The 14,009-nt window shown below is 64.6% G+C and carries 11 protein-coding genes and 1 pseudogene; 1 reads left to right on the forward strand and 11 read right to left on the reverse strand.

Going from position 1 to position 14,009, the window contains the following annotated elements; all coding sequences use genetic code 11:
• Positions 1 to 4: 4 nt before the first annotated feature.
• From J2X98_RS19120 to J2X98_RS19140, 5 genes are all read right to left on the reverse strand, one after another.
• Positions 5 to 2,728 (reverse strand): glycoside hydrolase family 38 N-terminal domain-containing protein, encoded by a 2,724-nt coding sequence (locus tag J2X98_RS19120; protein ID WP_307311351.1) that lies wholly within the window; start codon positions 2,726 to 2,728, stop codon positions 5 to 7.
• The gene (locus tag J2X98_RS19125) at positions 2,725 to 3,858 is read right to left on the reverse strand and encodes a Gfo/Idh/MocA family protein (RefSeq protein WP_307311356.1); all 1,134 of its coding nucleotides are present in this window, start codon (positions 3,856 to 3,858) and stop codon (positions 2,725 to 2,727) included. The genes J2X98_RS19120 and J2X98_RS19125 overlap by 4 nt, the downstream gene beginning before the upstream one ends.
• Positions 3,858 to 4,664, reverse strand: coding sequence for a TIM barrel protein (locus tag J2X98_RS19130; RefSeq protein ID WP_307311359.1), 807 nt, complete (start codon positions 4,662 to 4,664; stop codon positions 3,858 to 3,860). The genes J2X98_RS19125 and J2X98_RS19130 overlap by 1 nt, the downstream gene beginning before the upstream one ends.
• Before the next feature lie 383 nt (positions 4,665 to 5,047).
• A complete protein-coding gene (locus J2X98_RS19135; protein WP_307311363.1) occupies positions 5,048 to 5,326 on the reverse strand; it encodes a YciI family protein in 279 nt (92 codons plus the stop codon).
• Positions 5,327 to 5,491: 165 nt separating this feature from the next.
• Entirely contained in the window at positions 5,492 to 6,436 is a 945-nt protein-coding gene (locus J2X98_RS19140; protein WP_307311366.1) for an alpha/beta fold hydrolase, read from the reverse strand.
• A 171-nt stretch (positions 6,437 to 6,607) separates the two neighbouring features.
• On the opposite strand from J2X98_RS19140, the pseudogene J2X98_RS19145 reads away from it, so the two are divergent.
• A pseudogene (locus tag J2X98_RS19145) lies at positions 6,608 to 6,810 on the forward strand (LLM class flavin-dependent oxidoreductase); the annotation flags it as partial.
• 300 nt (positions 6,811 to 7,110) lie between these two features.
• Here J2X98_RS19145 and J2X98_RS19150 read toward each other — a convergent pair.
• The 6 genes from J2X98_RS19150 to J2X98_RS19175 all read right to left on the reverse strand — a co-directional run bounded on the left by J2X98_RS19150 (position 7,111) and on the right by J2X98_RS19175 (position 13,882).
• Positions 7,111 to 7,638: a YbhB/YbcL family Raf kinase inhibitor-like protein gene (locus J2X98_RS19150; protein ID WP_307311369.1), complete on the reverse strand. Its 528-nt coding sequence runs from the start codon at positions 7,636 to 7,638 to the stop codon at positions 7,111 to 7,113.
• A gap of 560 nt (positions 7,639 to 8,198) precedes the next feature.
• Positions 8,199 to 9,422, reverse strand: a complete 1,224-nt coding sequence (locus tag J2X98_RS19155; RefSeq protein ID WP_307311372.1) for an MFS transporter — start codon at positions 9,420 to 9,422, stop codon at positions 8,199 to 8,201.
• 259 nt (positions 9,423 to 9,681) lie between these two features.
• Positions 9,682 to 10,824: an LLM class flavin-dependent oxidoreductase gene (locus J2X98_RS19160; RefSeq protein ID WP_307311375.1), complete on the reverse strand. Its 1,143-nt coding sequence runs from the start codon at positions 10,822 to 10,824 to the stop codon at positions 9,682 to 9,684.
• Between the two features lie 37 nt (positions 10,825 to 10,861).
• On the reverse strand, positions 10,862 to 11,452 hold the full coding sequence (gene leuD, locus J2X98_RS19165; protein ID WP_307311377.1) for a 3-isopropylmalate dehydratase small subunit: 591 nt from the start codon (positions 11,450 to 11,452) through the stop codon (positions 10,862 to 10,864).
• 9 nt (positions 11,453 to 11,461) lie between these two features.
• Positions 11,462 to 12,862: a 3-isopropylmalate dehydratase large subunit gene (gene leuC / locus J2X98_RS19170; protein ID WP_307311379.1), complete on the reverse strand. Its 1,401-nt coding sequence runs from the start codon at positions 12,860 to 12,862 to the stop codon at positions 11,462 to 11,464.
• A 30-nt stretch (positions 12,863 to 12,892) separates the two neighbouring features.
• Positions 12,893 to 13,882 (reverse strand): AraC family transcriptional regulator, encoded by a 990-nt coding sequence (locus J2X98_RS19175; RefSeq protein WP_307311382.1) that lies wholly within the window; start codon positions 13,880 to 13,882, stop codon positions 12,893 to 12,895.
• Positions 13,883 to 14,009 lie beyond the last annotated feature (127 nt).

Consider the following 14,009-nt stretch of genomic DNA (forward strand, 5'->3'; position numbering starts at 1 on the left):
GTGATTACTTGCGGGGAGTCAGGCGCAGTGTGCGTATCTCCCACGGATCAAGCTCGAATTTGTACTCACCGTCAACCTGTTCCGATTCCAACGTCCGGCCCGTCAGGTCAACCGTGGACACGCCGCTGAAGGGGCCGGTAACGACACCCCCGGTGGTCTGCCCGGCCAGCAGCACAACGCGGATTTCGACGTCGTCGCCCACCTGGCGCATGCTGCTCAGCCGGATGCCCTCTCCCCTGAGCCGCAGGCCTTCGGCAGGTTCCGGCACCAAGGCGCCTGGGGTGCCCCGGCCGCGTACGGCCAGGCCTGGAGCGTTGAAGTGGTCCGCGAACCGGACCGCGTCGGCGTTGCGGTAACCCTGGGCGGAGGCCATGACCGCGAATTCGACGTCCACCTGGGTTCCTGCTTCCTCGGCGCCCGGGATGGGGATCTCTGAGGCAGCCGGTTCGTCCCGCAGCGGGTGCACGTTGACGCTGATCGAGCCCACGGCGCGCAACAGCGTGAGCGCCAGTTCCTTTCCGTCCACCACCTCATACTCGGTGGCATCATGCAGGAGCACGGTGGCAGGTCCCGCGGACACGAAGGTGTAGGCGGGAAACGTCGGAAGCGGAAATTCGCCGCCTCCCCCTTCGGCGGTGAGTGAGCGGGTGGTGATGCAGAACTGCCCTTCCGACACTGAGGATTCCACGGCATTCGGAAGCGGGATGTGCATCCGCAGCCGGTGGTCGGCCGCCTCATTCGTGAACTGAACGCGAAGACGGATGAACGGTTCACCGCGGCGCAACTCCACGAACGTGTGGACCGGAACATCGACGGTTTCGTTGTCCCGGCTCCCCATGCCGCGGTCAAGGGAACGCGGCATGGAATAGTGCCTGGTCACCTTGACTACTGCGCGTACGGGTCCGCGTTCGACAACCTCCACGGTCACCCGGGAAGGCTCAGTGACGATGCTGTCCAGAGCGGGAGGGCCGTAGTTGTAGCTGTCACCGCAGTCGCCGCCGTCGACAAGCCTGCCGATACCGTGCAGGACGGTGCCGTCCACCCCTGTCAGGGTGATTTCCCCATCCTCGCCGATGGCCGCTGAAATGAGTCCGTTGCTCAAGGTGCCGTCGTCGCACGTGATGTGCTCCGGTTCGGGGCGTTCTGCCTGGAAGACCTTAAAGGGGGTGATACCCATGGCCGCGACCGGGACATCGACCAAGACCCGGCGCCTGGGTTCGGCGACGATCCGAACCTTCCAGTCGCCCGGGTGCGCCTCGACGGCTGCCGCCAATTCGGCCTTGAACGTGACGACGTCGAACACCGGCGTTGACGGCACTTCCGCCACATCGAACTCAAGGGAATAGGGGGCCACCCGGTACTGCTCAATGAGCTGGCCGAACAGTTCGCGGCCGTGGATCCGGTTCATCATGCGCTCCACCATGACGGAGGCGTCCATGGTTTCATCACCGAGCATGGTGGGGGCGTGCCCGGTTTCCTGCACCGGCAGCATTGTTCCGTTACCGGTCATGGCGGCCACGGGCAGTCCCTCTGCTGGGGCCGGCACGTCGAGCTCGACCACGACGTTGCGGTCCGCGGGCAACGTGTTGAGCGCGACGAACGCGTCGCTGGGAATGCTTCCGGCCACTGAGAGGGCCACTTCGTCGCGTGCGGCGCGGGCAATCTGGGCTGCTTCGTGAAGCCGGGCCTCTACCTGATCCACGGTTTCGTCGGTGCCGGAGCCGACCACGGAGTCATGCGCGGTGGACTCGATGATCCGCCGCCAGGACATGCTGATAAATGGTTCAAAGTCGACGCCCAGATGGGCCGCTGCCAGCCGTTCGGCGTCCAGGGCCATGCGTTCAGCCGTGGCCATGGCGATCTTGAGGTTGCGGCGGATCGAGAAGACGCCCGGAAGGATGTTGCCCCGGGCGTGGGAGCGAAGTTCCCCGCGGACTGCCTCGAGTCGTTCGTCTTTGGGGTCGAAGGCCGCTACGTACTCTTCCAGGGTGCCGACCCTTATCGGGAAGGCGGGAGAATCGTACGTGTCCACGTGGTGCATGAGTGCCTGGTCGGGCGGCATGTGGTCGGTGCCGACCATTCCCAGGATGGGGTCCCCGCGGTATCGATCGGCGGTTTGTTGCCTGTATTCACTCAACGCGTGCGGGATATGTTCCGGGATCGCCAGGAGGTCCAGGGCGCTGCCGTACCCGTCGAAGAGGTATTCCACCCGCACGGATGATCCGTCCGGCGCTTCCCACCGGAATGAATGCCCGGAAACTTTGGCGGGCACTCCGCGCCAGAGGCAGGCGTGCGCAATGCCGCCCCGGCTCAGGATTTGCGGCATTTGGGCGACGTGGCCAAACATGTCGGGAAGATAGCCCACGTTCATGTATCCGCCCAGCCGCTGGGCGCCTGCCATGCCCATTTGAAGGTTGCGGATGATGGTCTCGCCCGAGCACAGGAATTCGTCGAGCAGGATCTGCCACGGACCCAGCGCGAGCTGGCCACTGGCCACGATGGCACGGACCCTGTCTTCGTTTTCTGGCCGGATTTCCAGGTAGTCCTCGATTGCGGCCGTCTGGCCATCAAGGGTGAATCGGAATCTGGCGTCTTCCTCAGCCATTTTCAGGACGGTGTCGAACATCTGGACCAGCTTGAAGCGAAACACCTGGAAGGGTTCGTACCACTCCCGGTCCCAGTGCGTGTGGGGCACCAGGACGATGCCGGTTTCCTCCGCCGGGGTCATGCCGAAGCCGCCTCTCCGCCAATGGAGACCTGCAGGGAATTGGCCAAGGCTGCGGCGATCAGCTGGGCGACCCGTACGTCCGCCTCACCTTCCGCGATCCCGGTGGGGGGTTGCTCCCCGCCGTCCACCATGCGGTGGAAGGCGACGAGTTCCTGCTCGAATGCTTCCGTCACGTCTTCGAACAGGGAGTCGGACACCCCGGCGCCGGCTCTCTCAGTTATTTGCAGCTTGGTGGGGGCGTTGAGGAGATAGGGGACGGTGAATTCCAGTTTTCCGCTGCCCCTGGTGTGGTGGACGGTCACGGTTTCGCGGTACACGGGGTAGTCGGCAAGGAAATGCCAGTTGAAGTGGACGCGGACCCCGTCAGCGGCTGTCGCAGTTATTTCGATGGACCCCGGGTCATCCTGTTCTGCCCAGTAATGGACAGCATCAATTGCCTGCAGCGGACCCACCAGGGCCCGGACCACCGCGATGTCGTGAATCAGGCTGCCGAGGATGACGTTGGAGTAGAGCCGCCGCAGCAGGCGGGGACTGTCTTTGCCCAGGGCCGCATCGAGCTTTTGTTCGTCGGCTTCGATCAGCCCGGAGAGCACGTCTGCGGGGACGTCCCGGGCGCCTGGGTGGAGGTTGGCGAAGGCCAGCTGGGCGGATCCGGCGGGGTGGAGCACCTCCACGTTGACGAACCGCGTGTCTTTCCGGCCGGGCAGCCGCTCCTTCAGGGTGAGGACGGCGGGGTCGTACTCCTTCATGTAGCCGAGCAGGAGCATTGCCCTGCCCTGGCCCTGCTCCGCTTTGCGCAGCAGCTCGATCTCCCCCAGGGAGAACGCCAGCGGCTTCTCGCAGAGCACAGCCACCCCCGCTTCAATGCATTGCAGCGCGGGCTGGCCGTGGGATCCGGAGGTCAACAACACGACGGCGTCCAGCTCCTCACCGTCCAGCATGTCGTCCAGGTTTTGGTACTGGTGTTCAGCGGGAACGCCGTATTGGGCGCCAACCCGGCCAAGCAGGGCGGGGGAGAGGTCTGCCACGGCTGCAAGGTCGAACAGATCCCATCGCCTTGTGATCAGGGGCAGGTGAACGGACTGGGCGACGGCGCCAAGTCCCACAACTCCGATTCGAAGCAAAGTCATTACGAGATCCACTTTCTGAGTACGTTACGGTTGATGGCATGGTGCTGGTCTGCGAGCTGTGGGGGGTCTTGCGGCCTGGGGATGGAGTCCTGCTCTACCACCAGCCAGCCGTCGTAGCCGGTCCCGGCGAGGCCATCCATGAACCCATTGACGTCCAGGTCGCCGTCGCCTAAAGGCACGAATGCCTGACCGGCCCAGACGTCACGCATGTCGCCCTTGTTCCTGACAACTGACTGCAGCACGTCCATGCGGGCATCCTTGATGTGGATGTGGTTGACCCGTTCTTTCCACTGTTCGAGGCTCACAACCGGATCCCCGCCGCCCAGGATGAGGTGGCCGGTATCCAGCGTGAGGCCGACATCAGTGCGATCGAGGAACTCCTCGATCTCTTTGGGTGTTTCCACGTACGTGCAGGCATGGTGGTGGAAGGTGGGTTCATACCCGCGGTCCCTTACCAGCCGTGCGGCGGTGGCCACGTTCCGGGCCAGCGTGGTCCAGCCCTCGGCGTCGAGGGCCACGTCGGCGCCTCCTCCCGGATTCGCCCGACGGCGGTCGGAGCCGCTGTCTGCCAACGTCGGCAACGGCGGCGGCACCTGCTGCCCGGTCGAGGCTTCGTCAAACACGTCAAGTACCACCGAAAGCGACGGGAGCGCCGCCGTAAAAGCGTCGGCGTCGGTAAAGGGAAGATCGATCCAGCCGCCGGCGAGGGATAACCCGTACTCCTCCAGACGGCTACGGAGCCTGGGGCCACGGCCGAGGAAGCCGACAGGGCCCAAATCGATCCCCGTGTACCCGTTTCTTTCCAAAACGGAGCACACCTCGTCCGGCCCGGGCAAACGGCCTCCGGCGCTTGCGCCTAAATCAAAGACGCCAAAACTCACGGGCGCACCCGCAACTGCAATCAAGGGGATCTCCTCGCAACGCCAAAGGGAAAAGTCATAGGGGCCCTGTGCGCCGGTGGGTCGAACTGCCAGAGGGGCCAGGGCTGGACAGAAGTAATCTAGCCCACACTTGCCACTAAATCAATTTAGTTGAGTAAGAGCATTATGGACTTTCCCGTTGACTACAAACTTCCGCGTGACTGCTGCGGGCTCCGGGTGCCCACACTGCCAAATCCCGGCGGCCGGGCCCGCCTTTGCACGCTGGTACCGTCGGCCCGGCAAGAACGACGCACCGGGTGTTGTTTCTCCTACCCGAAGCGCACGGCGTTCCACTCCAGGAGCCGCGGCTCGGCCAGCCCTTCGGTGACGAAGGGGTCGTCGACGACGAACCGTTCGGCTTCCTGCCGGGAAGTAAAAATCCCCATGGAGCTGGCAGCCGGGTCAGGGTCCTGGAAGGCGCCGAGGGCCACGAGTCCGCCGCCGTTGGCGTGGAACGCCTCGTAATAGGCCTTGTGGCGCGGGAAGGTTTCCATGATCCGGGAGCGGTCCACGCCCTCCCGCACGGTGTACAGCACTACACATTCCATGCCGGCGAACGTACCACGGCGCCGGCCACCACGTGCGGCACCCTTTCGCTGGAAGGGACGACGACGGCGGCGCGGTGAGTGCCGGCGTCGTACCTTGTGCGGGGGCTGCTTTGGCCCGGCTGCTTGGTCCGGGACCGTCAGCCTGCAGCTGGCAGTGGGGGAGTCCTACCGCTGGGCGACGCGCTGGATGAACTCGACCGTCTCGCGCTCCGTCTCGGCGCGGGTTGTGGGTTCGTTGTGCACCTCGTGCCGGACGCCGGGGAAGACGCGGGTGCGGACGTCCGCGTGGCCCGAATCGGCCAGGCGGTTGGCCACGTGGTAGGCGCCTTCGCCGTAGTTGGTCACTGGGTCCTGGTCGCCGGCGAGGATCAGGACGGGGAGTTCCGCGGGGAGCTGCTTGTACCAGTCGTCGGAGGTGACCTGGTCGTAGAGGTCCACAAAGCCCTGCAGGAAGCGGGCGCTGAGCGGTGCGCCGAAGTTGTTGAAGGGGTCCCTGCCGTGGTTCGAAACCACGTCTGCGTCCAAAGCGACCCAGGCGGTGGGGCCGGCGCCCTCGCCTAAGCGGCCCAGGAAACCGTCGAACAGCTGGGCCACCAGTTCCTGGGGCGCGGGCTCTGCACCGCGCTCGCTGGAGGCAAGCCGGGCCAGTTCGGGGCGGTCGATCATCTTTTCGATGCCGCGCATCTGGGCGGCGATGCCGCAGAGAATCAAACCTGACAGCTCCGTTTGCGGGTCCACGGCCATGCCGCGGGCGATCATGGAACCCCAGCTGTGGCCGAACACCACGTAGGGAAGCTGGGGGAGTGCCTCCTTGGCCTTGGCCTGGAGGGTGACCTCGTCCGCGACCACCACGCTGGCGGAGTCTTCGCCGGCATCGCCCCAGGTGCCCTGCTGCATGGCCGTGCGCCCGTGCCCGGAGTGGTCGCCCGCCACCACGATGAAACCCCCGTCCACCAGGGTGGAGATGAGGTGGAGGTAGCGGCGGGAGTGCTCGCCGAGCCCGTGGATCAGCTGCACAATGGCTTTGGGCTGGCCGATGGGTTCGTAGACCCACGCCTGGATGGTGTCGCGGCCGTTGGCGGACGTGAACTCGATTTCCTGCAGTGACATAGATTCCTCCCGTGCCGGCGCCGTCGCTGGCTCTTGGCGAGCCTAACGCCTTTGTGGACGGCGCCGTCAAGGTTTTGCCACTGAGTGGGACGGGCGGGACATGTTGGTTTTAAGCCTTGGCCCAGCCCCTAGTCTGAACATCAGCAACGTCTCGGCCCCCCTGAGGAAGCCATGCCGCAGCCCGCCTGTCCATTACGCAAGCTTGGCTTCCTCACGATTGGGTTGTTCGATCCTCTTGATCCAGCGGCCGGGCATGAGTCGACGCCGCAGATCATTGAGCTGGGGAGCAGCTGGGGTTCGACAGTGCCTGGCTCCGCCCCCGACACCTGCCGTTCGGCATCTCTTCCCCGGTGGCCGTGATGGCGGAGGCAAGCGCTGGGGCGGGTCTCACTGGGCCTGGTGGTGATCCCTACTGACTCCGCAACCCGGGCCCAAGAAGTACCAGCGGCATGTGGATGAACGAACTCCGCGCACTGTTGCCTCTCAGGGGCCGTGGGGCATGAGGACTACGTCCAGATCCTGACGGACAGGGCGGGCAAGCTGGGCCCGAGCGGGGTGGGCCCCGGGGAGCGACCATTTGGCATCGTTGGAAACTGCTCGGTCCTGCCCCCTGAAACACCGTAGGTGCACGTCCCGTGGTGGCTGGACGTGCACCTGCGTCGCGCGGAATTGGGTCAGGGCTGCTCGAAAGTACCGACCAGCCGTGCGCGGCCGATGCCGTGCGAAAAGATATTGAACCCCAGGTAGGCGGGGCTGGCTTCAGCGGGGATGTCGAGCTTCTCCACATCCAGCGCGTGTACTACCACATGGTAGTGGTGCACGCCGTGGCCGGCGGGCGGCGCTGCGCCCACGAAGCCGGGGAAGCCTGCGTCGTTCGCCAACTGCACAGCACCCTCTGGCAGTCCGGTTTCCGCTGCGCCGGAAGGCAGGGAGGTGGTCGACGCCGGCAGGTTGAAGACAGCCCAGTGCCAGAAACCGCTCCCGGTGGGGGCATCGGGGTCCAGAACCGTGACCGCGAAGCTTTTGGTCTCCGTTGGAAAGCCAGACCACGAAAGCTGCGGGGACCGGTCCTGGCCGCCTTCAATGCCCATCTTTCCGCTGCACTGAGCCGGGGAAAGGGTGTGGCCGTCCTCGATGTCGGCGCTGGTCACCTGAAATTCCGGAAGCTGGGGAAGTCCTTCGTAAGGGTCGCGGGATGTCATGGCGCGTTGTTCTCCTCGTTACTAGGTGGACCGATCCTCCAAGTATTCCCCAAAGGTGGGTCGACGGGCTCTGTCATTCTGGTTATGAAGCCCGGGCAGATCGCAGAGCGGGTGACGCACTCTTAGCTGCGGCGCGGGCCGGCATAGGCACGGCATAGGGCTCGCAGAGCGCGGCCCGGGGGCGGAGGTTTGAAATTGCGCAACGCGTATTAGCTCCCTCTGACTTTTGTTCCTTCACCTGCGGCAAGGGGCTACACGCTGTCAGGGGCACACCGCAGCATAGTTGTCTGAAGTAAGAGCGTTCGGCAGCCTGACCGTCCGGTTGGAGTCTAAGACCCCTTCATCCGAGTGTGCAGAAAAGCTATGCGCGCCCTATTCTGACGCTCTCATACTTGCTGCCTGACGTCAGGTTTGGGTGTAGCCCAACCTCCCAGTCGAGAAGGCGGCGAATTGGGGCCCGGATTTGGCGTACGCGTACGCCGCTTCGAGACTGGACCTGAAGGGCACGGCCACCACCGCGGAGTTCGCCGTCGCCGTGCTGCCGCGCCTGTCCTAAGCAACTAACCGGCCCGCAAACGCTTCTCCAAACGGAACGCGACCAGGGATGCCGCCGTCCCGGCTGCTGCAACCACCGCTGCGACTGTCCATCCAATGGCCGGACTGAACTCGGAGAAAACGATCCCGAACAGCAGCGGCCCCAGCGTTCCGCCGATGTAGGTTCCACTCTGGGTGATCCCGGTGGCCTGGATGGTGAACGGATGCGCCGTGCGTGAGACCACGTAATGGGCCAGGCCGTTCCAGCCCCAGCCCAGACCGAACGCGACGACGGCTCCGGCTGCATAGGCGATCGAGAAACCGGACGCCATGCCGAGCAGCCCCAGGCTCCCGGCCCCCATCATGAGTGCCACGGTGGCCATCGAGCCGCCGATCCCCCGGTCCGCGGCAATGCCAACCAGCGGGCGGGCCAGAATCCCGGCCACGCTGGCGGCGCCCAGCAACAGGCCCGCACCGGCAGCGCCGAATCCGGCCTGCACAGCCATGGTGACAGTGAATGCGCCCACCACGTTGGCCTGCCCGGCTCCCAGGGCGCTGGCTACGGCGGTCGCGAAAAGGAATGGTTTCAGCGTCCGGGGGAGCGGCTCACTGGCAGCTTTACCGGAGCGCCGACGGAGGGGAGCAGTGCGTGGCAGGATGCGCAGGAGCGCTGGGATTAGGGCGGCCACGAGCATTGCTGCCAGCGCGAAGGTCCAGTTCCACCCCACCGTAAGGGCGAATACTGGGACCGACAGGCCGGCGGTGAGCGTCGCTGTAGGAATGGCTGCCTGCTTGAGGCCAAACGAGAAAGCGCGGTTGCGCACCGCCACCTGGTCCACGATCAGGCCGTTGGAGAGCGGGTGGGTCAAGGCGTTTGCGGCGCCGGCGAAGCTGAGCCAGACGATCAGCCACGCCCAGTGCGGAGTGACAAAGGCGATGCCGGCGAGTGCAACAAAGCCCAGCCCGACGGCGAGCGGGACCCCGTGGCGGAGGCCCAGTCCGTTCGCCAAATATCCGGCCGGGGTAGACAAGAGTGCAGACACCGCCCAGAAGGTGGCCACCGCCACCCCGAGTGTCGGCGCCGTCATGCCGAGGTCCTGCTCGAGTTGGACTGCCAGCCCGCCGACGAGGAAGACCGGCAGCACCGCCACGATCGTTGTCAGCGCCGCGATGGCCGTGGCGCGCTGTCCCGGTCGACGGGCAGGTGTTCGAACGGGTTCGACGGCTGCGGGCCTCACTGTCCTGCTCATGTCGCTCCCAGGCTGGTGCCAACACAGGCATCAACGCTTCCGGCCGGCATTTTCAACAATGACGCCGTGACCGGTGCCACGGCTGCTGCCTCGTGGATTGAATGCAGAAAGGTTTGTCCGCCAGGCGGAGCAGGGCGCAGGAAAAGCAGCCTGCGCGATGCAGAACCGTCTGTTGCGGGCACCAATAGTCCTTGCTGATGAGATGGGAAGGCAACCCCATGATGGAGCGGCCTTCCCATTGGGTTGGGCTGGAGGCCGTTTAGTATCGGAGGCCTGCTTCGCGGAGCAGCGGCATGACCTTCTCGTTGAAGTGCTCAAGTTCCTCGGCGTAGTCGAGGAAGCCGAGGATCGCCCCGTCCATGCCCGCATCGGAGAGTTCCTGGAACTGCTGAACCACCTGCTCTGGGGTGCCCACGATGTTGATCCCGCCCCATCCTGCGATGAACCGTTCCTGGAACTTCTCGATCTGCGCTTGGAATGACTGGCTCTCCATTCCCAGAGCGCTCATGACGTTGCGGGCACCGTCCCAGTCGCCTTCATCGATGATGCGCCGGTGCGCGGCCTTGGCTTCTTCTTCGGTATCGCGGCACACCACCAGGGCATAGGTCATCACTTGGATGTTGCGGTTGTACTTGTCCCGGGCGACGCCCTTGATCTTGTCCGAGTGTTCCTTCATGCTCTCGAGGCTGTCCAGCGCGGTCAGGTTCACATCCACGTACTTTGCGGAAAACTCCAGACCGGCAGGCGAAGATCCGGCGTTGATCAGCGCTGGGCGCGGGCCGCTCAACGGCTTGGGGTAGGCTTCCACGCCGTTCGCCTGGAAGTACTCGCCCTCGAAATCGAACGAGCCATCCTTGGTCCACAGTTCCTGGGCGAAATCAAGCCACTCACTTCCGAAGCGGTAGCGGTCGTCGTGCTCGCGCTGCTTGCCGCCAAACATCTCCATTTCCGGCGGGAACCAGCCCATGACCACGTTGATGCCGTACCTGCCCTCGGAAATGTGGTCAATGGTGGTGGCCATCTTGGCCCCGACGATGGGGTGCACGGTCGGGACGTGGGTGGTGGTGAAGATCTGGATGTTTTCGGTGGCTTCGGCGAGGCCCGCCGCCCACGTGAACGTTTCGTAGCAGACGCCGTTGAAGTTCGTCTCCCCGCCAAATCCACGCCAGCGTGCAACGGGCACCAGTGCTTCGAAACCGATACGGTCCGCTAGTTGGGCGATTTTCTTTTGCTGCTCCCACGTCACCCGGAAGGTCGTGGGGGCGTTGCTCATCACCATTCCGCCGCTGCAGTTGAAGGCGAACAGTCCGAGCTTCATCTTTTGGTCGTTCATGATGGGGGTTGACTCGAGGGCAACGGCGCCCTTGCCGAAGGTGTCGAGTTCATGGGCGGGCATGGTCATTATGGGGTCTCCGTCTTTTGGTTGGTTTGGATGGTGTTCAGTTTGAACAGGCGGGCATGAATCGGGGGCGGGATGTTTCGAAGGCTGTGATGAGGCTGGAATGCTGTTCGGTCAGGCTGATGTCGTCGTAGCCCCTTTCGAGCCGCCACTTCACATAAGGGTCGACGTCGAACGGGACTGTCAGGTCCGCGCAGTTGATGCGCTGGTCCGGCAGGTCCACGCGGATTTCCGCGCCGGGGTCCGAGTCCAGCGCATCCCAGAGAAGAGCAAGGTCCGGTTCGGACACCTGGGCAGCGAGCAGCCCGGCCTTGCCCGAGTTTCCGCGGAAGATATCCGCGAACCGGGAAGAAACGACCACCTTGATGCCGTAGTCCAGGAGAGCCCAGACCGCGTGCTCCCGGGATGATCCGGTTCCGAAGTCGGCGCCGGCCACCAGGACCGATCCTGACCGGTAGGCGGGCTGGTTGAGGACAAAGGAAGGGTCTTTCCGCCATTGGGCGAAGAGGGCATCTTCGAACCCGGTTCGGGTGATCCTCTTCAGGAACGTCGAGGGGATGATCTGGTCGGTGTCCACGTTCGTCCGGCGCAAGGGGATTCCGGTGCCGGTGTGTGTTGAAAACTTCTGCACGGGTGTCCTTTAGTTGAGGTCGGCGGGGGTGGAGATGGTTCCCCGGATTGCCGTGGCTGCCGCAACCACAGGGGAAACGAGGTGTGTCCGGCTGCCCTGGCCTTGGCGGCCTTCGAAGTTCCGGTTGGACGTTGACGCGCAGCGCTGTCCCGGGCCCACTTGGTCAGGGTTCATGCCCAGGCACATGGAGCAGCCCGCGAACCTCCATTCGGCGCCGGCATCCAGGAAGATCCGGTCCAGTCCTTCCGCTTCGGCCTGGACCTTGACCCTCATGGAGCCGGGTACCACGAGCATCCGCAACCCGCTCTTGACGCTTCGCCCGCGAAGAACTTCCGCCGCCGCGCGCAGGTCTTCGATGCGTCCGTTGGTGCAGGAGCCGAGGAAGACGGAGTCGACCGTGATGTCCCGTATCAGCGTTCCGGGTTCGAGTCCCATGTAGGCAAGGGCGCGTTCGGCTGCCGCCTGTTCCTTGGCATCGGTGAAATTCTCGGGGAAGGGGACCGAGCCGGAGACGGGTGTCCCTTGGGCGGGGTTTGTGCCCCACGTGACGAAGGGGGAGATGTCCGCGGCCCGGAGGGTCACTTCCGCGTCGTAGCGGGCGTCGGCATCACTGGCCAGGCTGAGCCAGTATGCTGATGCTTCTTCCCAGTCCTGCCCGGCGGGGGCGTGCTTGCGGCCCCGGAGATAGTCCAGCGTGACCTGGTCGGGGGCGATAAGTCCGGCCCGTGCCCCTGCTTCGATGGACATGTTGCACATGGTCATGCGGGCTTCCATGGACATCGCGGCCACGGCCGAACCGCGGTATTCCAGGACGTAGCCCTGGCCGCCGCCGGTTCCGATCTGTGCGATGAGGGCCAGGATCACGTCCTTGGAGCTGACCCCTGGAGCGAGGTCGCCGTCGATGTTTACGGCCATGGTCTTGAACGGCTTGGCGGAAAGCGTCTGCGTGGCAAGGACGTGTTCCGCTTCGCTGGTTCCGATGCCGAAGGCCAACGCTCCGAAGGCGCCGTGGGTGGAGGTGTGTGAGTCGCCGCAGACGATGGTCATGCCTGGCTGGGTCAGTCCGAGCTGCGGCCCGACCACGTGGACGATGCCCTGTTCCCGGTGGCCCATGGTGAAGAGCCGGACGGCGAATTCCTGGCAGTTCTGCCGGAGGGTCTGGATCTGCAGAGCGGATACCGGATCGGCGATGGGTTTCAGGAGGTCTGTGGTGGGGATGTTGTGGTCTTCCATGGCCAGGGTGAGGTCGGGCCGCCGGACCGTGCGCCCGGACAGGCGCAGGCCCTCGAAGGCCTGCGGGCTGGTGACCTCGTTGACCAGGTGCAGGTCGATGTAGAGAAGGTCCGGCGCTCCGTCTTCCTGACGGACGATGTGCCGGTTCCAGACTTTTTGGGCAAGGGTGTATCCCATTAACGTCGCTTTCGGGTGAGGGCCGGTGGGTTACCGGTGGCGGAGCACGGTTTCGCTGGGGAGCTCACCGTAGGTTTCGCGGTAGCGGGCAGCGAACCTGCTGGGGTGGTAAAAGCCCCAGCGGGCGGCAAGATCGGTGATTTTCAGCTCGGGATCGGGGTTGGAAATAAGTTCGGTGCGTACCCGTTCCATGCGTATCCTGCGGAGGTAGTCCATAGGGGTGGTTTGCAGCACCTGTTGGAAGGAGGCGTGCAGGGTGCGGATGCTCATGTGCCCCACGCGCGCCAGCTCGGCGGGGCTGATGGCCTCGTCAGCGTTGGCTTCCATGAAGTCCACCACGGGTTTCAGCCTTCCCAGGTTCACCGTGGGGGCCGGCGCATCAAGGGTGTTCGTGTAGGTGTTTGGCACCGCCAGCAGCAGGTTGCTCATGACAAAGGACTCCAGCTGTTCGACGATGAGCGGGTTGTCCGCGATCCCGCCGACCCGGTTCATCTCCGCCGCCATGAATTCGGCCGAGGCCAGCAGGCTTCGGCCGCGGGCCGTCGTGAGGTCGACGCCGAAGTCGAATTCCACAGGTTCTCCAATATTCTGGCCCAGCAGGTCCGCAGCATGGTTTTCCAGCCGTGTCCGGGAAAAACGCAGGATAAGTTGTTCAGCGTCGGGAGACCATGTGACGGTGCAGTCCCGGTCCGGCATCAGCAGCAGACCGCTTGCTCCGGCGCCTGTCTCGGCGCGGCGGCCGTCTTCGCGGGCTCCGAAGGTGTGGCCCGCCGTCGTCAGGTTCAGGTGGTAGAACTCTTCCGGCGCCGGCATACGGAGAGTCGTTTCCGCCTGGTACGTCAGGTATCCGATCGTCACGCCACGGTTTCCGCAGGCGTTCAGCGTCATCTCCATGGGTCCGGCGGAGGCGCGGGTGAGTTGATGCGGAAGGTAGACGTCGCTGACCGCTTCCCGGGCCTGATCAAGGTCCCGGGTGTGGAGTACGGGGAAGTTGTTCAGCGGTTTGGAGGTTGCGTTCATAGTGGCCTCATTGACACTGTTGCTCGATGGGAGCGCTGCGGTTCCATTTTAAGCGGATGGGCGGGGTAATCGGGAGGCCTGCTGCAAGGTCCGGGCTGCCGGCGAACCGGGCAGCCCGGACACAACA

The sequence above is a fragment of the Pseudarthrobacter enclensis genome, from assembly GCF_030811655.1.
In the GTDB taxonomy this organism is placed as follows: domain Bacteria; phylum Actinomycetota; class Actinomycetes; order Actinomycetales; family Micrococcaceae; genus Arthrobacter; species Arthrobacter enclensis_A.